The organism is Methylobacterium sp. 275MFSha3.1 (assembly GCF_900108435.1).
GTDB lineage: Bacteria > Pseudomonadota > Alphaproteobacteria > Rhizobiales > Beijerinckiaceae > Methylobacterium.
In genome coordinates this window covers 68,375-93,761 of sequence record NZ_FNWP01000003.1, presented here as the reverse complement: position 1 = coordinate 93,761, position 25,387 = coordinate 68,375, and the positions used below count along the sequence as shown (strand labels likewise).

At 71.0% G+C, this 25,387-nt stretch carries 27 protein-coding genes and 2 tRNA genes; 13 read left to right on the top strand and 16 right to left on the bottom strand.

Features of this window, described 5'->3' with window-relative positions:
• Positions 1 to 63: 63 nt before the first annotated feature.
• From BLW78_RS03360 to BLW78_RS03350, 3 genes are all read left to right on the top strand, one after another.
• Positions 64 to 139 (top strand) — tRNA-Asn (locus BLW78_RS03360).
• Between the two features lie 344 nt (positions 140 to 483).
• Positions 484 to 708: a hypothetical protein gene (locus tag BLW78_RS03355; RefSeq protein WP_244526756.1), complete on the top strand. Its 225-nt coding sequence runs from the start codon at positions 484 to 486 to the stop codon at positions 706 to 708.
• 126 nt (positions 709 to 834) lie between these two features.
• Positions 835 to 1,077: a hypothetical protein gene (locus BLW78_RS03350; protein WP_056530108.1), complete on the top strand. Its 243-nt coding sequence runs from the start codon at positions 835 to 837 to the stop codon at positions 1,075 to 1,077.
• Positions 1,078 to 1,199: 122 nt separating this feature from the next.
• On the opposite strand, the gene BLW78_RS03345 is transcribed toward BLW78_RS03350, so the two are convergent.
• From BLW78_RS03345 to BLW78_RS03335, 3 genes are all read right to left on the bottom strand, one after another.
• A complete protein-coding gene (locus tag BLW78_RS03345) occupies positions 1,200 to 1,886 on the bottom strand; it encodes a BA14K family protein (RefSeq protein ID WP_091676666.1) in 687 nt (228 codons plus the stop codon).
• Positions 1,887 to 2,011: 125 nt separating this feature from the next.
• The gene (locus tag BLW78_RS03340; RefSeq protein WP_026604776.1) at positions 2,012 to 2,329 is read right to left on the bottom strand and encodes a hypothetical protein; all 318 of its coding nucleotides are present in this window, start codon (positions 2,327 to 2,329) and stop codon (positions 2,012 to 2,014) included.
• Positions 2,330 to 2,398: 69 nt separating this feature from the next.
• On the bottom strand, positions 2,399 to 2,581 hold the full coding sequence (locus BLW78_RS03335; protein WP_091676663.1) for a hypothetical protein: 183 nt from the start codon (positions 2,579 to 2,581) through the stop codon (positions 2,399 to 2,401).
• A gap of 475 nt (positions 2,582 to 3,056) precedes the next feature.
• Here BLW78_RS03335 and BLW78_RS03330 point away from each other — a divergent pair, with 475 nt between their 5' ends.
• The 3 genes from BLW78_RS03330 (at position 3,057) to BLW78_RS03320 (ending at position 5,038) form a co-directional block, all read left to right on the top strand.
• The gene (locus BLW78_RS03330) at positions 3,057 to 3,710 is read left to right on the top strand and encodes a cell wall anchor protein (RefSeq protein WP_091676661.1); all 654 of its coding nucleotides are present in this window, start codon (positions 3,057 to 3,059) and stop codon (positions 3,708 to 3,710) included.
• 72 nt (positions 3,711 to 3,782) lie between these two features.
• Positions 3,783 to 4,361 (top strand): NADPH-dependent FMN reductase, encoded by a 579-nt coding sequence (locus tag BLW78_RS03325; RefSeq protein ID WP_091676658.1) that lies wholly within the window; start codon positions 3,783 to 3,785, stop codon positions 4,359 to 4,361.
• A 344-nt stretch (positions 4,362 to 4,705) separates the two neighbouring features.
• A complete protein-coding gene (locus tag BLW78_RS03320) occupies positions 4,706 to 5,038 on the top strand; it encodes a hypothetical protein (RefSeq protein ID WP_091676657.1) in 333 nt (110 codons plus the stop codon).
• 322 nt (positions 5,039 to 5,360) lie between these two features.
• On the opposite strand, the gene BLW78_RS03315 is transcribed toward BLW78_RS03320, so the two are convergent.
• A complete protein-coding gene (locus BLW78_RS03315) occupies positions 5,361 to 5,576 on the bottom strand; it encodes a hypothetical protein (RefSeq protein ID WP_020092165.1) in 216 nt (71 codons plus the stop codon).
• Positions 5,577 to 5,881: 305 nt separating this feature from the next.
• On the opposite strand from BLW78_RS03315, the gene BLW78_RS31275 reads away from it, so the two are divergent.
• On the top strand, positions 5,882 to 6,034 hold the full coding sequence (locus BLW78_RS31275; RefSeq protein WP_165923077.1) for a hypothetical protein: 153 nt from the start codon (positions 5,882 to 5,884) through the stop codon (positions 6,032 to 6,034).
• 3 nt (positions 6,035 to 6,037) lie between these two features.
• Here the strand turns inward: BLW78_RS31275 and BLW78_RS03310 are convergent, their stop codons facing one another.
• Together BLW78_RS03310 and serA are read right to left on the bottom strand one after the other, a co-directional pair.
• Positions 6,038 to 6,517 carry a hypothetical protein gene (locus BLW78_RS03310; protein WP_056530092.1) on the bottom strand — a complete coding sequence of 160 codons (480 nt, stop codon included), beginning with the start codon at positions 6,515 to 6,517 and terminating at the stop codon, positions 6,038 to 6,040.
• Between the two features lie 154 nt (positions 6,518 to 6,671).
• On the bottom strand, positions 6,672 to 7,922 hold the full coding sequence (serA, locus tag BLW78_RS03305; protein ID WP_091676655.1) for a phosphoglycerate dehydrogenase: 1,251 nt from the start codon (positions 7,920 to 7,922) through the stop codon (positions 6,672 to 6,674).
• 373 nt (positions 7,923 to 8,295) lie between these two features.
• Between serA and BLW78_RS03300 the strand changes: the two genes are divergently transcribed.
• Positions 8,296 to 9,144 carry a transglutaminase-like domain-containing protein gene (locus BLW78_RS03300; protein WP_091676652.1) on the top strand — a complete coding sequence of 283 codons (849 nt, stop codon included), beginning with the start codon at positions 8,296 to 8,298 and terminating at the stop codon, positions 9,142 to 9,144.
• A 48-nt stretch (positions 9,145 to 9,192) separates the two neighbouring features.
• Here BLW78_RS03300 and BLW78_RS03295 read toward each other — a convergent pair whose 3' ends face one another.
• Positions 9,193 to 9,960, bottom strand: a complete 768-nt coding sequence (locus tag BLW78_RS03295) for a Crp/Fnr family transcriptional regulator (protein ID WP_091676650.1) — start codon at positions 9,958 to 9,960, stop codon at positions 9,193 to 9,195.
• Between the two features lie 541 nt (positions 9,961 to 10,501).
• Between BLW78_RS03295 and rpsA the strand changes: the two genes are divergently transcribed.
• From rpsA to BLW78_RS03275, 4 genes are all read left to right on the top strand, one after another.
• Entirely contained in the window at positions 10,502 to 12,214 is a 1,713-nt protein-coding gene (gene rpsA, locus BLW78_RS03290) for a 30S ribosomal protein S1 (RefSeq protein ID WP_010683172.1), read from the top strand.
• Between the two features lie 343 nt (positions 12,215 to 12,557).
• A complete protein-coding gene (gene sppA, locus BLW78_RS03285) occupies positions 12,558 to 13,520 on the top strand; it encodes a signal peptide peptidase SppA (RefSeq protein WP_020092171.1) in 963 nt (320 codons plus the stop codon).
• 50 nt (positions 13,521 to 13,570) lie between these two features.
• Positions 13,571 to 13,882: an integration host factor subunit beta gene (locus BLW78_RS03280; protein WP_012319412.1), complete on the top strand. Its 312-nt coding sequence runs from the start codon at positions 13,571 to 13,573 to the stop codon at positions 13,880 to 13,882.
• Between the two features lie 18 nt (positions 13,883 to 13,900).
• Positions 13,901 to 14,269: a LapA family protein gene (locus tag BLW78_RS03275; protein ID WP_026604778.1), complete on the top strand. Its 369-nt coding sequence runs from the start codon at positions 13,901 to 13,903 to the stop codon at positions 14,267 to 14,269.
• A gap of 10 nt (positions 14,270 to 14,279) precedes the next feature.
• Here BLW78_RS03275 and BLW78_RS03270 read toward each other — a convergent pair whose 3' ends face one another.
• The 9 genes from BLW78_RS03270 to BLW78_RS03230 form a co-directional block, all read right to left on the bottom strand.
• Entirely contained in the window at positions 14,280 to 14,939 is a 660-nt protein-coding gene (locus tag BLW78_RS03270; RefSeq protein WP_091676647.1) for a phosphoribosylanthranilate isomerase, read from the bottom strand.
• A gap of 113 nt (positions 14,940 to 15,052) precedes the next feature.
• A complete protein-coding gene (locus tag BLW78_RS03265) occupies positions 15,053 to 16,159 on the bottom strand; it encodes a DUF2125 domain-containing protein (RefSeq protein ID WP_091676644.1) in 1,107 nt (368 codons plus the stop codon).
• A 136-nt stretch (positions 16,160 to 16,295) separates the two neighbouring features.
• Entirely contained in the window at positions 16,296 to 16,742 is a 447-nt protein-coding gene (locus BLW78_RS03260) for a hypothetical protein (protein ID WP_012319408.1), read from the bottom strand.
• A gap of 132 nt (positions 16,743 to 16,874) precedes the next feature.
• Positions 16,875 to 17,654, bottom strand: a complete 780-nt coding sequence (locus tag BLW78_RS03255; protein WP_091676642.1) for a lysophospholipid acyltransferase family protein — start codon at positions 17,652 to 17,654, stop codon at positions 16,875 to 16,877.
• Positions 17,655 to 17,728: 74 nt separating this feature from the next.
• Complete coding sequence (locus tag BLW78_RS03250; protein WP_091676639.1) at positions 17,729 to 18,244, bottom strand: hypothetical protein; 516 nt, start codon at positions 18,242 to 18,244, stop codon at positions 17,729 to 17,731.
• A 109-nt stretch (positions 18,245 to 18,353) separates the two neighbouring features.
• On the bottom strand, positions 18,354 to 21,551 hold the full coding sequence (locus tag BLW78_RS03245) for an efflux RND transporter permease subunit (protein ID WP_056530065.1): 3,198 nt from the start codon (positions 21,549 to 21,551) through the stop codon (positions 18,354 to 18,356).
• Between the two features lie 107 nt (positions 21,552 to 21,658).
• A complete protein-coding gene (locus tag BLW78_RS03240) occupies positions 21,659 to 22,813 on the bottom strand; it encodes an efflux RND transporter periplasmic adaptor subunit (RefSeq protein ID WP_091676637.1) in 1,155 nt (384 codons plus the stop codon).
• A gap of 145 nt (positions 22,814 to 22,958) precedes the next feature.
• Positions 22,959 to 23,279 (bottom strand): rhodanese-like domain-containing protein, encoded by a 321-nt coding sequence (locus tag BLW78_RS03235; protein ID WP_091676630.1) that lies wholly within the window; start codon positions 23,277 to 23,279, stop codon positions 22,959 to 22,961.
• A 175-nt stretch (positions 23,280 to 23,454) separates the two neighbouring features.
• Positions 23,455 to 24,735 (bottom strand): glycosyltransferase family 4 protein, encoded by a 1,281-nt coding sequence (locus BLW78_RS03230; RefSeq protein WP_091676627.1) that lies wholly within the window; start codon positions 24,733 to 24,735, stop codon positions 23,455 to 23,457.
• 141 nt (positions 24,736 to 24,876) lie between these two features.
• On the opposite strand from BLW78_RS03230, the gene BLW78_RS03225 reads away from it, so the two are divergent.
• A tRNA-Pro gene (locus BLW78_RS03225) sits at positions 24,877 to 24,954 on the top strand.
• The last annotated feature ends 433 nt before the right edge of the window (positions 24,955 to 25,387 follow it).

Here is a 25,387-nt window from a genome sequence, read left to right as displayed (position 1 = left end):
ACGCGGATCGTGCATCGAGGCCCTTGCGTCCCGCCATCCCGGTGTGTAGAGACCCCCTCGTGATCCCCGATAGCTCAGTTGGTAGAGCAGGCGACTGTTAATCGCCTTGTCGCAGGTTCGAGTCCTGCTCGGGGAGCCATTCACTTACCAACATCTTGATCGAACTGAGTTTTCGGCTCTCTCACCCGTCCCGGGTTCTGAGGTTCGGGAACAGCGTTGCCGTTCCGGCATCCGTCAATACGTGCGACGTGCCGTGTTCGACTGGCGCGATGCGGGCGTGCCGGCGCCTCTGCCGACCGGTGCCGTCGCAGATCGATCCTCCACACTCTCCGCGGGATCCGGCGCGCGGTGGCGCCGACGGATGGCGGGATGTTTCGCGCGCCCTCGAACGTCTACGTCGTGCGCCCGTGCCGCCCGCCCCGATGTGGCGCGGCGCGCTGAGCCACGACGACAGGCACGGCGGTGATCCCGATGTCGGGCGGCATGCTCGGTTCCCTGGCCCTGGCGGCCGTCTTCACGCTGGGGTGCTTCGGCATCCACAGCGCGCGCCGGCATCCGGACGCGGTGACCATCGGTCTGTTCCTCCTGCTCGGCCTGCTCGCGTCCCTGTATGTCGGCCGGCACGTCGGACCGGACGCCCACCATCCCACGTGGCAGCACGAGGCCCTGTACCGCGAGAGCGCGCCGACGTCGCATCCGACGATGTGACGGATGCAGCATGGCGCTGTCGGAGCGCGCGGCGACATCGACTGTGGTCGATCGCGACGACCGTCGCGTGTGGCCGATGGCCTCGCGGTGACCTAGTTCCCGGAGCCCTCCTGCGAGAGACCGGCCATGGCTTTCCCCGATGCGAACGAACCCAGCGCCACGTCGATCAGCGCCCTCGAGCTGGTCAATACCCTGATCGAGCGCAAGGAGAGCGGCGAGCCGGTCGACGCCGACATCCTGTCTTTCCTGACCGACATGGAACGGCTCGGGCTCACCGACACCGATGCCTACGCGACGCTCGACGCGTATCGGCCTGGGCCCGCACTGGGTGCGACCGGCGGGGATGACGCGAGCGAGGCGGACGCCTAGCGCCGGCGATCCGCCGCGCCGTCCCGGCCGGTCGTGACGATGGCACCTTCATCCCCGCCGACGCCGCGGCGTCTGCGGGGATGGTCCGAGCCGGATGCGGCCGTCGTCAGGACGGTCGCGGCTCACCGGCAGCGGTGGCGACGTCCATCCCGGCCGAGATAGGTTCCGCTCTGCGGATCGTAGGATCGGAACCGGCGCGCGCAGTAGCGGTCGTCGTCCGCGACACGGTAGGTCTCGGTGTCGGCGTAGCCGTACGTGACGGGCGCATAACCGCCGTAGTACCCGGTGTCGTAGCCGTATCCCGGATAACCGTAGCCGCCGTACAGACCGCCCACGGCGACGCCGAGGCCGAGCCCGCCGAGCCCGTATCCGCCCCGTCCGTAGCCGTAGCCGTAGCCGTAGGGGCGGCCGTAGTAGCCGCGGTTGTAGCCGTAATGGCGATGATGACCGTAGCCCCGGTGGGCGCCGAGCCCGTGCCCAAACCCGGGATTGGCGAATCCGCCGCCGACAGCCGGTCGGCCGAAATTGTGGTTGCCGAAGCCGTTATTGGCGAAGCTACCCCCTCCGGCACCGGCAGCCGGCCCGAAGGCGTGATTGCCGAAGCCCCGGTTGGCGAAGCCGCCGCCCGCGGCGCCGGCCCCGACACCGGGACTGCTGAAGCCGCCGCCGCCGACGGCCGCGGCTCCGAAATTGTGGTTGCCGAAGCCGTGGTTGGCGAAGCTGCCCGCCTGCGCCTGGGCTCCGGTCGGCGCCCCGAGAAGAGCGCCGGCAAGGATTGCCGACGCGATCGCTGTGACTGTCGTGTTCATGGTCGCCACTCAGGCTGTGTTGCGTCTACTGTGATCAACGTCGCGCCCGAGACGGCCAATCCCGCTTCCTTTTGTCCCGCCACAAATCGGAGAGCGGCGCGCCGCGCCGCTCGTGAGCCGGAGACCTACGAGTGCTGCTGGGCCTTGAGGCTGCTCTGCGCCCCGGACTCGTCCGTCTTCGGGTTCGCGAGGCCGCTCGTGTTGCCGTCGGTGTCGGCGTCCGTCTCGGCAACCACCTGCCGGTTGCCGGCGTGGTCCTGGTACTGCTCGGTCTGGACGTTCTTGCTGTCCAGCCCGCGCTCGTCGCTGTGCCGCGACTTGTCGCGATTGCTGAGCACCATGTTCTCCGGCAGCACGCCTTCGGGCAGGTCCGACATGGCCCCGGATCCGGTCCCCTTGCCCTGAGCGCCGGGACCGACTTTGTGCCGACTGGCATTCGCCATGATCATTCTCCGATGCGGATCAACACGTCTCGGGCACGGCGGCTCGCGGTGCCCGCGCGGATCGGGCGGTCAGCGATCCTGCTGGTAGCCCTGGTTGGTGGTGTTCACCTTGGAGTTTCCGGCCTGGCCGACTTTGTCCGGATCCTCGGTCTGGGATCCGGCGCGCCCCTGCGTGAGCGGCGCTTCGGTGGCGCTGCCGGGGCCCTTGTCGGACCGGTTGGCCGGCGGAACGGGCGGTGGCTTGGTCGTCATGTGCACCTCGTGGTGACCAGCAAGGAGCCAACCCGACAGTGTACTCATCGTTCCGGGCGCAGTTGTTCCGGCCACGCTCGAGAGCTGAGCCGTGGCGCGCGAATAGAACGACACACGCACCTCCGCTCATCGCGACTGCGATAGAGCGATCGATCGACTGTTCTACTTCGGACAATCGCGCGACGACGGCGGCACGTCGCGGCTGTTCGGGAACCGCGCGAGACGATGCGGACGGGCTCGGATCTCCGTGGCGGCGACCGCGGCACCGCCCGAGAAGCTGCGCCGTCGCGACGACCGGCGCGCGCGACCCGACCGGATCCGTGCCGATGCGGTATCTGTCGGCGGGCGCGGCCGGCAGATTCTGCCGCTCGGCCGATCCTGCCGGCCGAGAGCCCGGACCCGCCGCTGAAATCATTGGGAAAATTCTGGAACGACCCGTGCCTGACCACCGTGAGGGCGGTCGCGGAGGCGTACCATGTCGGTCAACACGGTTTCGGGCAGTTCACTTCAGCGGGATCTCGTCAGCGCCCTCAGGCAGGCGCGGGCGGCGAACGTTGCCCGCCTCGATGTCGGCACCGCCGCGACGGCGAACCAGGAGACCGGCAAGCAGGCGGCCGCGGACGACACCGCCCCGTCGACCGGGACGGCCTCGACGCCGACCCTGTCGAACGACCTGATGGCGTCGCTCCTCCAGCTGCAGTCGGACTTCAGCCAGATGGGGCTGCAGAACGGCGTCACGGCGCCCGCGGAAGCCGCGGCCAACGCCGACGACACGTCGACGACCGGCACCGCCACCGGTACGGCGCCCGGTCAGGCCGCGGGCGGCGCGTCCGCCGTCCATCACCATCGCGGCCATCACGGCCACCGGCCGGTCTCAGATGCCGAGCAGAGCGAGGGTGCGGCCCAGGCCGGCACCGCGACCGACCCGTCCGCGGCCTCATCCGCGGTCTCGCCCGCGAGCACGTCCACCAGCACGTCCGCCACCGCGACCGCCGATCCCGCGACGGCGACCGGCAGCGGCAGCGACCTGCAATCCTTCCTGCTGCAGGTGACCAAGGCGGTGACCGCCTACGCGGCCGGCGGACCGCTCGGCATCGCGGCCGCGCTGACCAGCACCACCAAGGTCTGACGATCCCGGGCCCGGCCCGCGGCTGGAGCGGCGCGGCCGCCTCTGGCATGATCGGGGCAACCGGAGAGCGCCATGGCCCTGACCGTCCCCGTGATCCTCGGCAGCGTTCGGACCGACCGCATCGGCATCCGCGCCGCGCGCTTCCTGATCGCGCAGCTGGAGTCCCGCGGCCACGCCGCCCCCCTTGTCGATCCGGCCGAGCTGGCGCTCCCGCTCCTCGACCGGATGTACAAGGAATACCCGGCCGGGACGGCGCCGGAGCCCCTGCAGCGCTGCGCCGACCTCTTCCGCCGCGCCGACGCCTTCCTGGTCGTCACGGCCGAGTACAACCACGGTGTGCCGCCGGCACTGTCGAACACCCTCGATCACTTCCTCGAGGAGTATTTCTGGCGGCCCTCGGCCATCTGCTGCTACTCGGCCGGCCAGTTCGGCGGCGTCCGGGCCGCGATGCCGCTGCGGGCCATGCTCGCCGAGATGGGCATGTCCAGCATCCCCTCCCTTCTGCCGATCCCGCGACTCCAGAAGGTCATCGACGCGCAGGGCGTCCCCGCCGAGCCCTGGCTCGCGGCGGCGGCCGGCCGCTTCCTCGATGAGCTGGAATGGCACGCCGAGGCCCTGCGGGAGCGGCGCCGGGGCGGCACGCCGTACTGACCCGCGGAGCGCCCTCCAGACGCCGTGGGCCCGGGTCGGACGGTGGCTCGAGCGATGCGGCCCCAGCATCGCCCCTGCCGGAGCGGAGGTATTCGGACGGCGAACCGGGCCTCCACGCGGGCGTTTCTGTGCGCTGAATCTGTCGAGACGGCGCATTCGATTCTGGAAATGCCCAAATACTCGGCACACGATTGTAGAACAACTGTGCCGGATCGGGCCCGCGAGACGTTGAACCCGCGGAGCGCTCATGTCGCGAGACAGTATTGCGCTGTTGCAAAAAGGTGGCTGCACACGGCCCCGAAGTATGAGAGCTTGGCCGTGTTCCCGAACCCGGACCGATTCCGATGAAGATCGACGAGAGGGCGCTCCTGCAGGAGCGCGTGCGGACGCTTGTCCTGCGCCACGCCCTGGAAGCCGTACTGGACCGCCTCGCGTCGGTGGCGCGCGAGGCCGGGAAAGATGCCGAGACGGAATTCCTGAGCCTGGAGCAGTCGCTCGTCACGGCCGCGCGCGGTCTCGCCGATCGGGCCACCGCCCAGAAGCTGGCGGTGCTGGTCGCCGTCGAGGACGCTGGCACGACGATCCGGGCCGCGTTCGACAACGCCCATGACCGCCTCGAGGCGCTGCGGCCGGCCCATCTCACCCTCGTCGCACCGACGGCGGCCGCCGCCGCCTAGCTGCGCGCGGTCTCGGACTGAGCCCGGAGCGCCCGTCGCGGACGGGATGTCGGTGCGGCCGCGCCTCGGGCTGGGACGCACCGCCGCGGGATCGTGGAGGACAGCGGGGATCTGGGACGCAGGGACCGGGATCCGGGACCGAACGTCCCGCCGCGCAACCGATACAGGCGGCGTCTCCTGCCGCACCGCTCGAAGATCCAGTCCCCGACTCGCCGTGGCTCACCGAACACGTCCGCGAGGCTCCACTCCGGCGCGGCCGGGGCTGGCGGAAGCCCGGATCGGGCGGGCGCGTCCGCGACGCGCCCGCCAGCTCACTGCCAGCTCACTGCTTGGCGCGGTTGATGATCGCCCAGAGCGCGTGGGCGACGGGCTCGGTGACGGTGCGGCGGTACTTGCGGTGAACCAGTTGCCCGTTGTGGTAGACGTCCTGCTCCACGTAGAGCCGCTCGCCGTCCCAGCGGACGATGTTGTCGGACTCGGTGGTCTCCTCGACGCCGAGATCGCCTCGGAGAATCGAGTTGCCTGTCTGGGTCAGCATACGCGCGTCCTCGTTCACGCAGTCGGTTCTACCCGGGAAGCGCCGCCGCGGCCCGTGCAGCGCGATCCCAGGCAGCCCCCGATGTAGGCAGCATAGGAGGGCATCGGCGGACTTGCCAGCGAGGTGATGGACGCAAGCGCCCGACCGTCACGTCGTCCCCGCAGGCACCGCGATCCGGGCACGACCTTAACGTTACCCATGTGCGCTTCGGCACGTCCAGCTCGGCCGTAAGGTGCGATCCTTCACAGGCGCATCCAGTCTGTCCGCACGACGCGGGCGGAATCGGCGGCGCGACGGAGGCGTCCATGCTCGCTCGCCCGTTCCGCCTGCTCGCCCCGGCGCTCGCAGCCCTCGGACTCGTGGCCCTGCGCCTCGCGAGCCCGTTCATCGGGCCGGTGTCGCCCGCGCAACCGGGCGCGACCGACGACGCGGGCGTCGTCTTCCGGCACTATCTCTGATGCTCAACCCCGGCGGCTCAGCACGGGAGCGGCGGCCGGCAGCGGGCAAGACGCGCCGGCCGCGGGCCCGAGGATGATGTCGCCCTGGCGCGGGTTGTTGACGGTGAACGGGGCCGTCTCCTGGAGACCGATGAAGCCGCGCCCGATCTGCGGCACGAACAGGTCGCCCCCGAACCGGACGAAGCAGCGGTCGAGCACCGCCTCGTAATCGAAGGTCCGCTGGGTGACCGGGGTCCCGCCCGCGCCCGGCGCACCGCAATAGGCCGCGATGTCGATCTGGCCCGGCCGCGCCAGCCGCACCGGGAGCGACTGGCCGGGCAGCAGCGTGGCGGGCGGCCCGCCGTCCTGACGGGCGACCAGAACGAGGTTCGACCGGTTGTAGACCCGGCGCAGGCAATCCGCCGACGCGCCGGAGACGACCGAGACCGACCCGACGATGCCGAGCACGAGGCCGGCCCATGCGCACGCTACACGCTTCGTCACCGCAATTCCTCCGCCGGCCGGGCGCTCGACCGGCCGTGGCCGTCGATGGTGCCGTCCCTGACTTGAACAGCGGCCAGCTTGGCCGCGCAAGACGAACGCGGCAAGACCCGCCGCGTTCACGCGCGCATCGTAAATTCCCGCGCGCGGCTCGGGATCAGCGGCGCTCGTAGAGGAGGCGGGCCCGGATCGTCCCCGGGATGGCGCGGATCTCGGTGAGCAGCGCCTCGGCATCCGCGTCGGTGGCGTCGGTCTCCAGCACCACGTAACCGACCTCGCCGTCGGTCTGGTAGAACTGCGCGGCAATGTTGACGTGGCCGCGGGAGAACACGTCGTTGAGCCGCCCGAGCATACCGGGCAGGTTGCGCTGGACGTGGATGAATCGCGTCCCGGTCGGACGGGCCGGGAGCTGCACCTGCGGGAAGTTCACCGCGCCGACCGTCGAGCCGATATCGGAATAGTCCACGAGCTTGCGCGCCACCTCGGAGCCGATCCGCTCCTGCGCCTCCTCGGTGGAGCCGCCGATATGCGGGGTGAGGATCACGTTCTCGAGGCCCTGGAGCGGGCTCACGAACGCTTCGGCGTTCGAACCGGGCTCCACCGGGAAGACGTCGACGGCCGCGCCCTTGAGATGGCCGTCGCGCAGGGCCGCGGCCAGCGCCTCGAGATCGACCACGGTGCCCCGGGCGTTATTGATCAGGAAGGCGCCGGGCTTCATCGCCCGGATCTCGGCGGCGCCGATCATGTTGGCGGTGGCGTCGGTCTCCGGCACGTGCAGCGAGACGACGTCGCTCTGCGCCAGCAGGGCGTGCAGCGTCTCGACCGGCTCGGTGTTGCCGTGGCGCAGCTTGTCGGTGTGGTCGTAGAACAGCACCCGCATGCCCATGGCCTCGGCCAGGGTCGAGAGCTGCGTGCCGATATTGCCGTAGCCGACGATGCCTAGCGTCTTGCCGCGCACCTCCAGCGAGCCCACCGCCGACTTGTCCCAGCGGCCCGCGTGGGCGCCCACCGAGCGCGGAACGATCCGGCGCAGCAGCATCACGATCTCGCCGATCGTCAGCTCCGCCACCGAGCGGGTGTTGGAGAAAGGCGCGTTGAAGACGGGGATGCCGCGGTGGCGCGCCGCGTCCAGGTCGACCTGGTTGGTGCCGACCGAGAAGCAGCCCACGGCCAGGAGCCGGTCCGCCGCCTCGAAGGCGGCCGCGTCGAGCTGCGTGCGCGAGCGGATGCCCACCATGTGCACGCCCTGGAGCGCCTCGTGCAGGGCCTCCCGGTCCAGCGCCTTCGGCAGGCGGGTCAGGTTGGTGTAGCCGGCCGCCCGCATCAGCGCCACGGCGCTGTCGTTGATGCCCTCGAGCAGCAGGACGCGGATCTTGTCCTTCGGCAGGGAAAGCTTGTCGGGCGTCATGGGCGTCGATCGTCTGGCAGCAGGCCGGGCCGGGCGGTGCCGGCAGGCCCTGGAGTCGAGCGGCCTGGGATAAGAGGGCGCCGTGTGCGTTGCAACATGGCGCGGTGACGGACTGCCCCGCTTCACCGCAGCCCCGCCCACTGCCTGCCGCATGGCTCCCGCAAGGCTCTCGCATGGCTCATCGGATGCCGGCCGGTCCGGGCGCGGCACGTCCGGCGCGGGCACCGCTCTGCCAAATATTCGGGCAGTTCAAACCGGCTTGAACTGACCTGATCGACGGAACTCGACCCCGGCTCGCGGCTTATTGGGCCCTGTACTGTAACGACCCGCCTGCCGCTCCATCGGCCGGCGTCCTTCCTCACGGTCCCCGACGATGCATATCCGCACCGGCTTCTCGATCGCCTTCGACACGTTCGGCCCCACGCCGATGAACCTGCTCCTCAACGTGCGCCCGGAGCGGCGGGGCGACCTCCTGACGCCGGAGGTGATCGCCTTCGATCCGCCGGTCGCGGCGTCGCAGCACGTCGACGCCTTCGGCAACGTCTGCACGCGCATCGTCGCGCCGGGCGGCCGGATCACCATGGCGGCCGATTTCACGATCGCCGACAGCGGGCTGCCGGACGATCAGGCCCCCGGCGCCCGGCAGATCGCCGTCCAGGACCTGCCCGACGAGGTCGTGCCGTACCTGCTCGGCTCCCGCTACTGCGACACCGACAAGCTGTCGGGCATCGCGTGGTCCCTGTTCGGCGGCACGCCGGAGGGCTGGGCCCGCGTCCAGGCGATCGTCGACTTCGCCCACACCCGCCTGCGCTTCGACTACCAGCAGGCCGACGCGACCCGCACCGCCTTCGACGGCTACACGCAGGGCGTCGGCGTGTGCCGGGACTTCGCGCATCTGGCGATCACCCTGTGCCGGTGCATGAACATCCCGGCCCGCTACGCCACCGGATACCTCGGCGATATCGGCGTGCCGAAGGACCCGGCGCCGATGGACTTCTCGGCGTGGTTCGAGGTCTTCCTCGAGGGGCCCGAGGGACCGCGCTGGTACACGTTCGACGCCCGCCACAACCGGCCCCGCATCGGCCGCATCGTCATGGCCCGCGGGCGCGACGCCACCGACTGCGCCCTGACGACGAGCTTCGGCGCCGCCCACTTGGTCCGGTTCGACGTCCACACCGACGAGGTGACCGAGGCCCCCGATACGCTGGCCCGGGCCGCCTGAGGCGCGCCCCCACCGGACAGCCCGCCGGACAGTCCGCCGGCCCGCCCCCTAGACCGCCTCGGCGGCCTCGCGGGCCGGGATCGGGTTGTTCGCGAGGTGCAGGAAGGTCTGGTCGAACTCCGCGACCTCCGCCAGCGCGTCCCAGTCCTCGATCGTCAGGAGGCCGCCGCTGAGCGTGACGAGCCCGCGTCCGCGCAGGGTGCGCAGGACCCGGTTCAGGTGCACGCTGGTCAGACCGAGCGCGTCGGCGAGTTCGGACTGCTTAGGCACCAGCGGGCAGCTCAGGCCGCGCGCGAGCCCGACCGCCTTCTGCCGCAGGTACAGTTCGCAGAACAGGTGGGCCACGCGGCCGAGCGCCTGCCGCCGCCCGAGGCTGGTGATGCGCTCCCGGTAATGGGCGGCGTCGATGAGGCTGTCGCGCCAGAGGGTGCCGGCGAGCCCCGGATTGCGCAGGAGGACCGCGCGCAGGTCGTCGTGCGCGATCAGCGCCACGACGCAGGGCGTCAGGGTGGCGAGGTTGTGATCCATCCGGTGCAGGTGGAGGCTCTGCAGGTCCGGCAGGTCGCCAGCGATGTAGAACGACAGGATCTGCCGCCCCCCCTCGGCGAGGGCGGCGTAGCGGTAGACCCAGCCCTGGAGGACGAGGCAGCTGTGGGTCGGCCGGTCGCCGAACCGGACGATGTCGTGGCGGGCCGGCAGGTTCCGGACCGTGTGCGGCAGATCGAGGAGCGCCGCGCGGTCGGACTCGGTGAGGCGCGCGATGCTGTCGAGCTTGCGCGCCAGCATCTCCATCGGGGCGTTGTACCCGTTCGGCATCGGGGGCTCAGGCCCCGGATCGCGCGGAGCGCGTGGTGCCGCCGCGCCGACGGCGGGCAGCCCGAGAGTCGAGATCAGAACAACCCACGCTTCACCCCCTTACGCCCCGGATCGCCGACCGGCGCGGACCTCGGTCGAGCGGGGTTGCCCCCTCGGCCGGCGGAAGCGCGACCGCAAACGTTCGACGGCGGACAAGTTTGCCGGATCTGCGGCCGGCGGCAAGACCACCGATATCGCCCGGAGCCCGCGGACCGTCCTCCGCCCCGCGAGCCTAAAACCCTAATCGGTTGAAGTCGCAAGGCCGATGCTGTAAGGGACGCGCGTCCTCCCGGATCCGCCCTCGCGCGCTCGTCTTCTGGCGCGCCCGCCGGGCCGCCGGACGGACCGCCCTCGTCATCCGTATCGACGCGTCGGCAAACCGGGTCCCGCGGGACCGGTCGCCTCTCCCGAAAGACTCCGGGAAGGCCGCGGCGAACGGGGGCGCCTGCAACGCGAGCCGCCGACGCAACGGGCCTCCGCCGGGGGCCGTTCAGGAGACAGAATGACCGCAGGTACCGCTCTGGGGCGTGGCCCGAGCCGCGAGGATTTCGCAGCCCTCCTCGAGGAGAGCTTCCTCGAACACGAGATCACCGAAGGCTCCGTCGTCAAGGGTCGCGTCGTCGCGATCGAGAAGGACGTGGCCGTCATCGACATCGGCGCCAAGACGGAAGGCCGTGTCGCGCTCAAGGAATTCACCGGTCCCGGCCGCGAGGGCGAGCTGAAGGTCGGCGACGAGGTCGAGGTCTACGTCGACCGGATCGAGAACGCGCTCGGCGAGGCCGTCATCTCGCGCGACAAGGCGCGCCGCGAGGAGAGCTGGGTCAAGCTCGAGAAGTCGTTCGAGAACAACGACCGCGTCACCGGCACGATCTTCAACCAGGTCAAGGGCGGCTACACGGTCGACCTCGACGGCGCCGTGGCGTTCCTGCCGCGCTCGCAGGTCGACATCCGCCCGGTCCGCGACGTCACCCCGCTGCTGGGCACCCCGCAGCCGTTCCAAATCCTCAAGATGGATCGCCGCCGCGGCAACATCGTCGTGTCGCGCCGCACCGTCCTCGAGGAGAGCCGCGCCGAGCAGCGCTCCGAGCTGGTGGCCAACCTTGAGGAAGGTCAGGTCATCGACGGCGTCGTCAAGAACATCACCGAGTACGGCGCGTTCGTCGACCTCGGCGGGATCGACGGCCTGCTGCACGTCACCGACATGGCGTGGCGCCGCGTGAACCACCCGTCCGAGGTGGTCACGATCGGCCAGACCGTGAAGGTCAAGATCATCAAGATCAACCACGAGACGCACCGCATCTCGCTCGGCATCAAGCAGCTGCTCGCCGATCCGTGGGAGGGCATCGCCGCCCGCTACCCGGAGGGCGCCAAGCTCAAGGGCCGCGTGACCAACATCACCGATTACGGCGCCTTCGTGGAGCTGGAGCCGGGGATCGAGGGCCTGATCCACGTCTCCGAGATGAGCTGGACCAAGAAGAACGTCCATCCGGGCAAGATCGTCTCCACCTCCCAGGAGGTCGAGGTTCAGATCCTGGAGGTCGATCCGGTCAAGCGCCGCATCTCGCTGGGCCTCAAGCAGACCCTGCAGAACCCCTGGGAGGCCTTCGCCGAGAAGCACCCGGTCGGTTCCGAGGTCGAGGGCGAGGTCAAGAACAAGACCGAGTTCGGCCTGTTCATCGGCCTCGAGGGCGACGTCGACGGCATGGTCCACCTGTCGGATCTCGACTGGAACCGTCCCGGCGAGCAGGTCATCGAGGAGTTCAAGAAGGGCGACATGGTCCGCGCCCAGGTTCTCGACGTCGACGTCGAGAAGGAGCGGATCTCGCTGGGCGTGAAGCAGCTCGGCGGTGACCCCTTCGCCGAGGCCGGCGAGATCAAGAAGGGTCAGATCGTCACCTGTGAGGTGGTCGAGGTCAAGGATGCCGGCGTCGAGGTGAAGATCGTCGACACCGACATGCAGACCTTCATCCGCCGGGCCGAACTCGCCCGCGACCGCGGCGACCAGCGCCCCGAGCGCTTCGCCACCGGCGAGAAGTTCGACGCCCGCGTCGTCCAGTTCGACCGGAAGGCCCGCCGCGTGCAGGTCTCGATCAAGGCCCTCGAGGTCGCCGAGGAGAAGGAGGCCATGGCCCAGTTCGGCTCTGCCGATTCGGGTGCCTCCCTCGGCGACATCCTCGGTGCCGCCTTCAACAAGAAGCGCTCCGACGACGAGTGAGAGACGGCCCCTGCCGCCCGGCCTGTCCGGGCGGCGGATCCGCCGCGTTGAGACCCGCGCGGGACCCCGGTCCCGCGCGGGTTTTTCTTTGCGCGCCGGCAATCCAAGGTTGCCGGGGCCGCGCGGCCGGTCCGGTCGTGCCGCCCGACGCGACAGCGACGGGCCGCCCCGTCATTTTCTTCGCGCGCCCCGTATCCACGCCCGCGGAAAATGCTCTAGAACACCGGCCTCGCACGGCTCGGACGGAGCGAGCCGAAGGAAACCAAGGACTTGCCCGGCGCGGGGGGACGGCTCCCGCACCCCGTCGAGGGGCCGGTCGGGGTGCTTTAGGGGAAGCGACAGCATGGCAGCCGATGCCGAACTGCTGATTGACCGGCGGCGCCTGCGCCGCAGGTTGTCCCTCTGGCGCGTGCTCGGCGTCGGCGGCCTCATCGTGGCGGTCGGGGCCCTCGGGTACCGGGTGCGGACGGGCGCGGACGGCGCCTTCGCGGTGCAGCCCCAGATCGCCCGCATCTCCGTCTCGGGCTTCATCGCCGGGAGCGAGGCCACCGCCAAGCTGATGAAGCGGGTCGGCGATTCGGACGCCGTGAAGGGCGTGATCGTCTCGATCAACTCGCCCGGCGGCACGACCACGGGCTCGGAGGAGATCTTCCGCAACCTCCGAGCGCTCGCCGCCAAGAAGCCGATCGTGGCCTTCGTGGACGGCACCGCCGCGTCCGGCGCCTACATCACCGCGATCGCGGCCGATCACATCGTCGCGCGCGAGACCAGCCTGGTCGGCTCGATCGGCGTGCTGTTCCAGTACCCCGACTTCTCGGGCCTGCTGGACAAGGTCGGCGTCAAGGTCGAGTCGGTGAAGTCGTCGCCGCTCAAGGCCGAGCCCTCGGGCTTCACCCCGACCTCGCCGGAGGCGCGCGCCGCGCTGGCCTCCGTGGTGGGCGACACCTACGCGTGGTTCAAGGGCCTCGTCGCGGAGCGCCGCGGCATGGATCCGGCCCAGCTCAGCACCGTCTCGGACGGACGGGTGTTCAGCGGGCGCCAGAGCGTGCCGCTGAAGCTCGTCGACGAGCTCGGCGGCGAGCGGCAGGCGGTGGCGTGGCTGGAGAGCGCCCGCGGCGTCCAGACGAACCTGCCGATCAAGGACTGGAAGCCTGCCTCGGAGAGCCGGTTCTCCCTGTGGTCGGCCGCCGGGATCGGCGCCGACCTCCTCGGCCTGGAAGGCCTCGCGGCGCGGCTGCGGTCCGTCGGCGCCGAGGCCGAGGCCGCCCGGGGCGGGATGCTCGCCCTCTGGCGCCCGGAACCCTGAACGACCGCCGCCGCGCAGCCCGCCCCGATCCCGCGAGAAGATCCCACGCCATGATCAAGTCGGAGCTCGTCCTCAAGATCGCCGAGCAGAACCCGCATCTCTACCAGCGCGACGTGGAGATCCTGGTCAACGCGATCCTCGACACCATTTCCGACGCGCTGGCCCGCGGCGACCGGGTCGAGCTGCGCGGCTTCGGCGCCTTCTCGGTCAAGCGCCGGGAGGCGCGCCGGGGACGCAACCCGCGCACGGGTGCCGCCGTTGCCGTGTCCGAGAAGGCGATCCCCGTGTTCAAGACCGGCAAGGAGATGCGCCAGCGCCTGAACGCAGCCGGGATCGGCGAGAATGCCTCGGCCGCCGAGTAGGAAGGACCTGTGAGCGCGATGATCCGTTTCCTGAAGAGCCTCGTGCTGCTGCCGATCGCCGCCCTGGTGATCCTCCTGGCGGTGGCCAATCGCGCGCCGGTGCGGCTCTCCTTCGATCCGTTCAACGTAGACGCGCCAGTCTTCAGCGTCGATCTCCCGCTCTACGCGATCCTGTTCGGCGCGGTGGCCCTGGGGATCGTGGTGGGCGGCATCTTCACGTGGCTCGGCCAGGGCAAGACCCGCGCGCGGGCGCGCTATCACCGCCGCGAGGCCGTCCGGCACGAGCGCGAGGCGACCCGCCTGCGGGCCTACGCGCCGGAGACCGAGACCTCGGGCGTCTACACGGTCCCGAATACCGGCCGGACGGCCCTGCCGGCCCCGCGCTGAGGCGGTCCCCTCAGCGCAGGCCGCGCGCCGCCGCCACGAAGGCCGCGATCTTCGCCGGATCCTTCACCCCGGGCGCCGTCTCGACCCCAGACGAGACGTCGACGGCGCCGATCCCCGTGCGGGCGAGGGCGTCGGCCACGTTTCCGGCATCCAGTCCGCCCGACAGCATGGTCCCGGGCGGGAGCGCGGCGCCGCGCAGGATCTCCCAATCGAAGCGCCGGCCGTTGCCACCCGGCAGGGCGGCGTCCGGCGGCGCCTTGGCGTCCAGCAGGATCCGGTCGGCGACCGCCGCGTAGGCCGGCAGGGCCGCGAGATCCGCCGACGTCGCGATGCCGAGCGCCTTCATCACCGGCCGTCCTGTCCGGGCACGGATCGCCGCGACGCGCTCCGGGCTCTCCCGGCCGTGGAGCTGGACCAGATCCGGATCCACCGCCTCGACGGACGCGGCGAGAAGCGCGTCGTCCGGATCGACGAGCAGGATGACCCGCTCGGCCCGGCCGCGGGCCAGAGCGGACAGCGCGGCGGCCCCCGCCAGCGCCACGTGCCGGGGACTGCGGGGGAAGTGCACGAGGCCGATCCAGTCCGCCCCGGCCTCCAGAGCGGCGGTCAGGGTCGCTTCGGTGCTGAGCCCGCAGATCTTCACGCGGGTCGGGGGCGGGGAGGAGGCCATCGGCCTCCTATAGCCGATCCCGCACCGACGAGCAGGCCCGCGGCGCGCCGAGCGGTCATACCGGTCGCGCCCGCACCGCCCACCCGGCAGTGCCGGCCGGCAGGGCCGCTCGCCTAGTACAGGGCCGGCACGTAGACGTTCGGGATCGGGAAGCCGCTGAAGACGAGCTTGCCGTCGACGAGCCGCAGGGGCGGGAGCGCCTTCAGCGGCGTCCCGTCGGCCGGCGCGTCGGGGCCGGGGCGCTGGGCCAGCCCCAGGAGCCCGCCGACCAGCTGGCCTACCAGGGCGCCCCGGTCCGAGCCGAAGCGCTGGCCGACGATGCTGCCGACCAGCGCGTCGACGCCGGCCGCCCGCAGGTCGATCTGTCCGGCGGGCCGGTGGGCGGCGTCGAGGGCGAGCGTGCCCTTCGCCTGGACGCGCTGCGGGCCCTTGGCGAGCGACAGGGCCGACAGGTCCAGGGCACCGCCGGCCTGACGCCAGCGCTCCAGCTCGCGCGCCACCGTCCCGGTGCGCAGCACGGTCGCCTGCGTCAGGGTCGCGTCCAGGGCGAGGTCGGCCGGATCCTGCGTTCCGGTGACCGCGTCGAGCTGCGGAACCGTCGCCTGATTCAGGCGCAGGCTGACATCCACGGCGCCGTCGGAGTCGAAGCGGCCCGGGCTCGGCCGGGCATGCAGCTCGAGGTGCCGCCCCGAGACCGCGATCGGGCCGGGCTCGGCGCCCTTCACGGTGATGTCGGGCTTGTCGACGACCAGGGACGCGCGGCTGAAGCCCCCCGCGGCGCCGTGGAAGCTGCCCTGGAGCGCGGTCCAGGACGCGTCGCCGGTCAGCGGGCCCTGCTCGACGTGGAACGGGCCCGCGCTCTCGAAGACGACCAGGCGGGGCTGGTAGATCTGCGCCACCGCCGTGCTCGGCCCGAGCCGGAAGCGCCCGTCGGCGCGCTCGAGGGTCACGGCGCTGCAGCGCAGCTCCAGGCGGAACGGGTAGCCGCCGAGGGATCGGTCCGCGCAGGTCCAGGTGCGTCCGGCGGTCGCCTCGCGGGCGATCCAGCCATCGATCTCGCTGGCCGCGCGCTCCCGCATCCATAGCCAGCCGGCCGACCAGCCCACGACCACGAGGGCGAGCAGGATGTAGGGCAGGAACAGCCCCCGCCGGGATCGCCGCGCGCCCCGTACCGGAGCTGTCTCAGCGGCACCCTCCGGCCGCGTCCGATCCTGCACCATGCGTTCCGCTCCCCGACCCGTCCCCACGGGGACATCGTGACCCCGGCTTGTGGCCACGCAAGGGGCGAAACTGGGGCAGCACCGCCACGGGTCGACCGCCGCGGACGCGATCCGTCCGCGCGCGGCGCGTTCCCGGTCAGACCTGCGCCGGCTCGACGGTGTCGACCTGCAGATCCTCGACGATCGCCGTCCGCTCGGCCTCGTTCTCAGCGAGGCGGTGGACGTGCATCTCGGTGGCACCCCGGCGGCGGACACGGTCGAGCCAGGTCCGGCGCAGATGGTCGCGCGGGCTCTCGCTGGAACTCGCCACCGAGACCATCTCGGCGATGCCGGCGTTGTCCCGGCGGACGGCGATCACCACGGCCTGCGCCATCTCGTCGAGGTCGAAGCCGCCGGCCGGGTGGACACCGACCACGTAGCGCCGGCCGGAGCGGCCGCGCCAGGCCGAGAGCGGGAGCGCGGGGGAGCCGCGCAGACCCGCGGTCGTCTTGAGGCGTTCTTCACGCACATCCTGCCTCCGGGTGCGATCGTCCTTCAGGTCGCGGAGCGCGGCCGACCAGGACAGGGCTCTTCTGTTCGCCATTTGTTCTAACCTAACGCGCGATATCCACAGGCGTCAAGGGCGACGTTCCTAGAGCGAGATGTGGCGACGATGCCCGTTATCCACAAGCCGCCGGGCGCCGGTCCGACGCGGAAAACCGCGCTCGCGAACGGCTCAGCGTCGGGCGTCTGCGGCGGCCGGCGCCTCGTCGGCCGGCACGGCGTGCCCCTCGGCCGCGAGGCCCTGGAGGCCGCCCGCGACGAGGGCGTTCGAGGCCGTCTCGAGTCGCTCCTGGGCCAAAGCCTGGAACTCCTGGCGGGGCAGGCCCGGCGGGATGGGCTGCAGGAACTCGATCACCGCCCGGCCCGGCCGGCGCACGAGGCTGTTGCGCGACCAGAACAGGCCGGTGTTCAGCGCCACGGGCAGGCAGGGCACGTTCAGGGCGGTGTAGAGGTGCGAGAGCCCCTGCTTGTAGGCGGGCGGCGCCCCGACCGGACGCCGGGTGCCCTCGGGGAAGATGATGAGCTGGCGGCCGTCCCGGATCGCCGCGCCGGCGGCGGCGTTCATCAGGCTCATGGCCCGGCTGCCCTTCGACCGGTCGATCGCCACCATGCCGCTGCGCGACAGGTACCAGCCGATCAGCGGGATGAGCAGCAGCTCCTTCTTCAGGATGTAGGCGAAGTTCGGCAGCACCGTGCAGAGGGCCAGCGTCTCCAGGGCCGACTGGTGCTTGGCCGCCACCAGCAGGGGGCCGGCCGGGATGTTCTCCAGCCCGCGGAACTCGACCCGCGTTCCCGCGACGACCCGCAGGAGCCACAGGGTGATCCGCCCCCAGGCGCGGGCGAGCCGCAGCACCGACCGGCCGGAGACCAGCATGGGCAGGCCGGCGAAGGCCAGGACCGTCGTGACGACGTAGAAGCAGACGTTGAAGGCGAGAGAGCGGAGGGCGAGCATCGGGAACCGTGTCGTGGCGGCTCCCCTGTAGCGCGCCCGCGTGTCCGCGGCCAAGGGCGACGTGCCGGGCGGCGTCAGGCCCCCTCGGGGCGATGCCCGTCTCGGAGGAGCCCCGCGCCGCGCCCGGCGACCAGCCAGTAGACCAGGCCGGCGCTGGCACCGACCGCGAACAGGATCAGCGTCAGGCGCGCCTCGCCCGCGAGGAGGGCGGCGTCGCGGGCGCCGCCGGACCGGAGCGCGCCGCGCGTCAGCCAGGGGAGGGCGGCGGTGAGCAGTCCGCAGCCGGCGCCGTACCACAGCAGGCCGCGGCGCCCGAGGATCTCACCACCGAGGCCGATCACGGCCGGGGGCACGAACAGCAGCGCGAACAGCGCCTTGGCGAGGCCGGCGAGGAGCAGGGCGAGCCCCTCCGGCGGCAGCCCGGCCGAGAGGTCCGACAGGGCCATGTCGAGTCCGGCGAGCGCCCCGCCGGACAGCCAGGCCTGCGCGGCCGGGTCGACGAGCAGCGCCAGCACCAGGACCGCGAGGCCCGCGGGGACCGCGAGCAGGAGGGCGAAGGCCCCGAGAATCAGGCGACCGAGGACGTGCATGCCGCGAGCCTCTACACCGGGCGTCCCCGCCCGTCGCGCGGAAGCCGCGCCCGATCCTCGCGGATCCGGCGCGGCTTCCATCGTTCCGCGGCCCGGGGGGCGTATGCCGTCAGCCGTGGGCCGGGGCGGCGCCGCCGGGATCGCCGTGCGTGTGCTTCTTCCGGAACCGGCCCAGCCAGATCGAGAAGTGGCGGATCACCACGTAGAAGACCGGGGTCAGGAACAGGCCGAAGAAGGTCGCGCCGATCATCCCGAAGAACACCGCGGTGCCGAGCGCCTGGCGCATCTCGGCGCCGGGGCCGGTCGCCACGACCAGCGGCAGCGTGCCGAGGATGAACGCGAAGGCGGTCATCAGGATCGGGCGCAGGCGGAGACGGCAGGCCTCGACCGCCGCCTCGACCGGGCCGCGATGCTCCCGCTGCTCGATGTCGTGTGCGAACTCGACGATCAGGATCGCGTTCTTCGCCGCGAGGCCGATGAGCACGATCAGGCCGATCTGGGTCAGGATGTTGTTGTCCTGCCCCCGGAACTGCACGCCCGCGAGCGCGGCGAGCACGCCGGTCGGCACCACCAGCAGGATCGCGAGCGGCAGCGCCCAGGATTCGTACTGCGCGGCGAGCACGAGGAAGACCAGAAGCACGCCGAGGGCGAAGACCGCGCCGGCCGTGCCGCTCGCCGCCTTCTGCTGGTAGGCGATCTCGGTCCAGTCGTACGAGTAGCCGTCGGGCAGCGCCTTCTTGGCGATCTCCTCCATGGCGGTGAGCGCCTGTCCGGTGGAGACGCCGGGCTTGGCCACGCCCTGCACCGGGACCGAATAGTACAGGTTGAACCGCTGCACGATCTGCGGACCGGTCACGTCCCGCACCGAGGCGAGGGTGCCCATCGGCACCAGGGCGCCGGTGGAGGAGCGCACCTTGATCTGCGAGATGTCCTGCACCGACGTGCGGAACGCCGCGTCGCCCTGCAGGCGCACCTGGTAGATGCGGCCCAGGGTGTTGAAATCGTTGACGTAGGTGCCGCCGAGATCCGCCTGGACCGACGAGAACACGTTGGCCAGCGGCACGTTCAGCATCCGCGCGATGGTGCGGTCGATGTCGAGGAAGAGCTGCGGCGTCGAGTTGTCGAAGGTCGTGAACACGCGCTGCACGTCCGCGCTCTGGTTCGCCTGGGCGATCACCTCGCCGGCGGCGGCCATGAGCGGGCCGATATCCGAGGACTGGCGGCTCTCGATCTGCATCTTGAAGCCGCCGCCGTTGCCGAGACCGCGCACGGGCGGGGGCGGGATGACGATGACCCGCGCCTCCTGGATGTCCGAGGTGGCCTTCAGCACGTCGCCGGTGATGACGGCCGCGCTCCGACCCACTTCCGCGCGCTCCTTCGCCCCCTTGAGGGTCAGGAACATCACGCCGGCATTGGTCGTGTTGGTGAAGGTCGCGCCGTCGAAGCCCGCGATGATCACCGCGTTGGCCACGCCGTCGACCGTCCGGGCCTGCTTGGCGGCACGCAGGCACACCTCCGTGGTGCGGTCGAGGGAGGAGCCGGACGGGAGCTGGACGACGCCGATCAGGTAGCCCTGATCCTGGTCCGGGATGAAGCCCGTGGGGGTCGTCTGCGCGAGGTGGAGCGTCCCGGCGATCACCGCGGCGTAGACCAGCAGCATCACGCCCAAGCCCACGATCCCGCCGGTGAGCACCCGGATCGTCCGGCCGTAGGCGTTCGACGTGGCGTCGAAGGCGCGGTTGAAGCCGTTCGCCAGCCAGTTCACGAACCGGGTCAGGAAGAACTTCGGCTCCTTGCGGGCGTGGTGGGGCACCAGCAGCAGCTTGCAGAGCGCCGGCGACAGGGTCAGCGAGTTGAAGGCCGAGATCAGGGTCGAGGCCGCGATGGTGAGCGCGAACTGCTTGTAGAACTGGCCCGAGATGCCCGGGATGAACGCTGTCGGCACGAACACCGCAGCGAGCACCAGCGCGATGGCGATGACCGCGCCGCCGACCTCGTCCATGGTCTTGTGGGCGGCGTCGCCCGGCGACAGGCCCTCGGCCATGTTGCGCTCGACGTTCTCCACCACCACGATGGCGTCGTCGACCACGATGCCGATGGCGAGAACGAGCCCGAACAGGGTCAGGTTGTTCAGCGAGAAGCCGAAGGCCGCCATCGCCGCGAAGGTGCCGATCAGCGAGACCGGGATCGCGATGACCGGGATCAGGGCGGTCCGCCAGCTCTGGAGGAACACCAGCACCACGATGACCACGAGGCCGACCGCCTCGAACAGGGTCTTGTAGACCTCGTGGATCGATTCCTCGATGAACTCCGTCGGGTTGTAGGCGATGCGGTACTCGACGTCCGGCGGGAAGTTCTTCTTGACCTCCTCCATCACCTTCTTGACCGACGCCGCCGCGTCGAGCGCGTTGGTGCCCGGCCGCTGGAAGGCGCCGATGCCGACCGCGGGCGTGTCGTTGAGGAACGAGTTGGTCGTGTAGTCCTTCTGGCCCATCTCGACGCGGGCGATGTCCTTGACCCGGACGAGGCGCCCGTCCTGCGCCTTGATGATCACCTCGGCGAACTGCTCGGGCGTCTTGAACCGGGCCTGCGACTGCACAACGAGCTGGAACGCCTCGCCCTTGGCGGCCGGCGGACCGTTCAGCTGGCCGGCGGCCACCTGCACGTTCTGCTCCTGCAGGGCCGTCGTGACGTCGGTGACCGAGAGGCCGTAGGCGGCCAGCTTGTTCGGGTCGACCCAGACGCGCTCGGCGTACTCGTTACCGCCGAAGATCGTGATGTCGCCGACGCCGTCGAGGCGCAGCAGCTCGTCGCGGATGTTCAGGTAGATGTAGTTGGCGAGGTAGTTCTGGTCGTAGGTCTTGTTCGGGGAGAGGAGGTGCACGACCAGCATCAGGTCGGGCGACGCCTTGCGGACCGTGACGCCGAGGTTGCGGACGTCCGGCGGCAGGCGCGGTTGCGCCACAGAAAGCCGGTTCTGCACCAGCACGTTCGCGATATCGAGGTTGGTGCCGACCTTGAAGGTAACGGTCAGCAGCATGTTGCCGTCGTTGGTCGACAACGACGTCATGTAGAGCATGTTGTCGACGCCGTTGACCTCCTGCTCGATCGGCGTCGCGATCGTGGCGGCCACCGTCTCGGCGTTGGCACCCGGATAGGAGGCGCGCACCGTCACGGTCGGCGGCACGATCTCAGGGTACTGCGAGACCGGCAGGCTCTCGTAGGCCACGAAGCCGAGGATCAGGAAGACGATCGACGTGACGGACGCGAAGATCGGTCTGTCGACGAAGAAATGGGCGAAACGCATCGGTCAAACCTCTGAGGCCCGCCGGTCTCCCGGACGGGGCCCTGCGTCGTCGGTGCGGGGCGCGCCGCGCGGCGCGCACGAAGGCGTTCGTGTCGAGCCCCGGGGGCTCAGGTCTTGCTTGGGGGCAATTCGATCGTCTCGGGGGTGACCTTCGCGCCCGGACGGACACGAGACAGGCCGTTGACCACCACGGTCTCGTCGCCCTTCAGCCCTGACTGGATCACCCGGTAGCCGTCGACCTTCGGTCCCAGCACGACGTCCTTCTGCTGGATCACGTTCTCGGGCCCGACGATGTAGACGATCCGCTTGTCCTGGTTGGCCGCCACGGCGTCGTCGGGCAGCAGGATGCCTTGGAACGGCTTGGTCGCCGGCATCGAGACGATGCCGAACAGGCCGGGCTTGATGAACAGGTCGGGGTTCGGGACGGTCGCGCGCAGCAGGATCGTGCCGGTGGCGTTGTCGACGCGGTTGTCGACGAAGTCGAGCGTGCCCTTGCGAGTGGGCTTCGCCTCGCCGGACAGGGCGATCAGGATCGGCACGCCCTTACCCTGCTGGGTCTGGCCCATGCCGATGCCGAGGCTGTTCTGGTACTTGAGGAACGACTTCTCATCGACGGTGTAGCTGAAATAGATCGGGTCGAGAGACACGATCGTCGTCAGCATGGTCTGGTCGGCGCTGACGATGTTGCCCTCGGTCACCAGGCGGCGGCTGATGCGGCCGTTGATCGGCGCCTTCACCTCGCTGAAGTCGTAGTTCAGCTGGGCGTTGTTGAGGGCGGCCTGGGCGCTGTCGACGTCGGCCTGGGCGGTCTGCGAGGCCTGCCGGCGCTGGTCGGTGACCTGCTCGGAGATGTTGCCGCTGCGGGACAGGGTCTGCGCGCGCTCCAGGTCCGTCTGCGAGAAGGACTGGCGCGCCTTGGCGGAGGCCAGGGCCGCCTGGGCCTGCTCCAGCGCCGCCTTGTAGGGGCGCCGGTCGATCACGAACAGGACGTCGCCCTTCTTCACCGTCTGGCCGTCGACGAAGTTGATCTTCTCGAGGTAGCCGGTGACGCGGGCGCGAACCTCGACGTAATCGATCGCGTCGAAGCGGCCGGTATACTGATCCTGCTCGACGATCTGGCGCACCACGGGCTTGGCCACGGTGACCTTGGGCGGCGGGCCGCCCGGCGCCTGCGCGCGGGCCGGAGTCGCGAGGGGGCCTGCCGCGAGAGCCGCGATCAGGCCTGACAAGACGGTGAGTAGGCTGGGAAGCCGGCTGCGCATCGGGTCCTGCTGTCCGTTGGCCGACCGTCCGGTCGCGCCGAGCTTGACGATTGTTCCGCCGCGGGTGCGCCGTAACCCGCGGTCGACGGTGTTGCTTGTGCGCGAACGCACATCACGGTCCCGCGAGCCGGATTGAAACGGCAGATCAGGCGATCGTTTCGCCCGCGCTGTACCAGTCCTTGAAACCGCCCTTGTAGTGTTCGGCGAGGTCGAGCCCGGCATTCTGCGCCGCCATGAGCGCGTGAACCGAGCGGACGCCCGAGGCGCACGAGAACACCGCCCGCCGGCCATCCTCGGCTACGAGGGCCGCGACCGCCTGCGGGTCGAAGCCGGAGAGCGGGTGCGAAACGGCGCCGGGGATGTGCCCGGCCTCGTACTCGTGCGGCTCACGGACGTCGATGATCAGCATCGAGCCGTCATCGAGCCCCTGCTTGACCGTCTCGCGATCGAGGTCGACCACCCGCATCGGCAGGATCTCCGTTCCGCCCGCTCTCGGCCAGGCTGGCTGACTGACGCTTTTCCTTATTCGTCAGACCCCGGCGGCGCAACGTGCGTCGTCGTCCCGCGGTCTCGGCCCGCGGCCTTCGGCCGGCGGGCAGGCAGCCGAGGAGGCCTGGCCCGGCGCGGATCGGCGGTCTCCGTCAGAGCGCCGCGAGGGTCGGCGCCACGGCCGCGAAATGCGCGGGCCAGTCCGGCGGCCGGTACCCGGCCAGACGGCCGGCCAGTTCGGCGCGGAGCGATCCGTCGGGCCGCGCGAGCGCCTCGATCGCCTCGATCCAGCCCGGACCGTCCAGGGGATCGCGGAACAGCGCGAAGCCGTCGGCGATCTCGCGGTGGACGGCGATGTCGGAGGCGATCACCGGAAGCCCCGAGGCCGCGGCCTCGACGACGGGGATGCCGTAGCCCTCGGTGAAGGACGGCATCAGTAGGGCGGTGCAGCTGCGCATCAGCGCCGCCAGACCGTGGGTCGACAATCCCGAGGCCTCGATGACGTGGGCGCGCACGCCGGGGCAGCGCTCCAGCATGTCGATGGCGCTCTCCGCCTCCCAGCCCCGGCGCCCGACCACGACGAGCCGGGGTGCCGCCGCCCCGTGGCGCTCGGCCAGGAGCCGCCAGATCTGGAACAGCAGCAGGTGGTTCTTGCGCGACTCGATGGTGCCGCAGACCAGGAAGGTCGGCCGGTCGGGGATGAATCGGGGCCCGGCGTGGCCGAAGGCGGCCTCGACCCCGAGATGGCCCACGGCCACCGGCGGCCGCCCGAACCCCTCGGCGGCGAGATGCGCCAGGGTGCGCCGGCCGGTATCCTCCGAGTTCACCAGGATGGCGGAGGCGTGCCGCCCGATCGTGCGCAGGCGCGCCCGGTGCCGGTCGGCCTCACCGGACCGGCCGTATTCCGGGTGGGTGATCGGGATGAGGTCGTGGACGAAGAACGCCGCCCGGACGTCCCGCCGGGTATAGAGCCAGTCGAACCGCCGCGGGTCGTCGAGGCGCAGGTGCGAGGTGTGCAGGTAGAGCGCGTCCCGGGGCAGGATCGCGACCGACCGGCCGCGCAGCGCGATGTCGACGGTCTTGCGCGCCTGGATCCGCCGCCGGTCGGCGGACCCGGCCTGCGGTGCGGTGCCGGGCGCCGGCGCGGCGGCGGGATCGCCGCAGCGGGACGCGAGCCGCCGGTAGACCGGGTCCGACGCGGCGTCCCGGTCCTCGACCCAGCCGGCCGCCACGGCCTCGACGATCTCCAGCGCCTGCGCGCGGTCGAGGATGCGCGGTCCGAACGCCGTGGAGACGACGCCGACGCCCGTCTCCGCCCGGCCGAGATAGGCGCGCGCGTAGGCGAGGTCGACGCGGTCGATGCCCGACGGGCTCGCGTGGCGCAGCCGCGTGACGAGGCGCGTGAGATCGAAGGCGATCGGTCGGTCCGTCATGATCCTCTGGCAATCGCGGGGGCGAGGCCTCCCCGTAGCGGGCCTGACCCGCGAGAGCCAGCACATCCGCGCGGCCCGCGCGCGCCGAAGGGCTTGCGCGGGCGCGGCGCGGAGGCTAAGAGCCGCGAGCCCTAGCGGCGTCGGAGTGTAGCGCAGCCCGGTTAGCGCACTAGTCTGGGGGACTAGGGGTCGTGGGTTCGAATCCCGCCACTCCGACCATTTCAAGCCTTTGGGCAACAAGGCTCTGTCCTGGAACGATCGCTGGTCAGTCCGCGAGCAAAGGCGGAACGCGCGGTGCACGTGGGCACTATGGGCCACCAGAGCCACCCAGGGTCTGTTCTCGGTCGGTGCATTCCTGGCGGCGAAGGGTCGCCGAAGCCCATGGCCTCGAACCCGACCGTCTCCGCGCTTCGCGAGGCCGCCGAGCTCTCTGACGAGGCGATCGACTTGGATCCTCAGCAGCGCGGCCGGCGGCAGAGGCGCGCCTCCCCGACTTTCATCGCCCGCAGGTAGGCGCGGCCGTCCAGGCTTCGCCCTGCCTGGGCCACCTCGGATCACTCCACCGCACGTCGACGAAGCGGTGCGGAGCTGCGGGTGCTGTCGGTGTGCCTGGTGACGACGCGGCGCGGAGGGTCAGGATCGACGGCGCTGG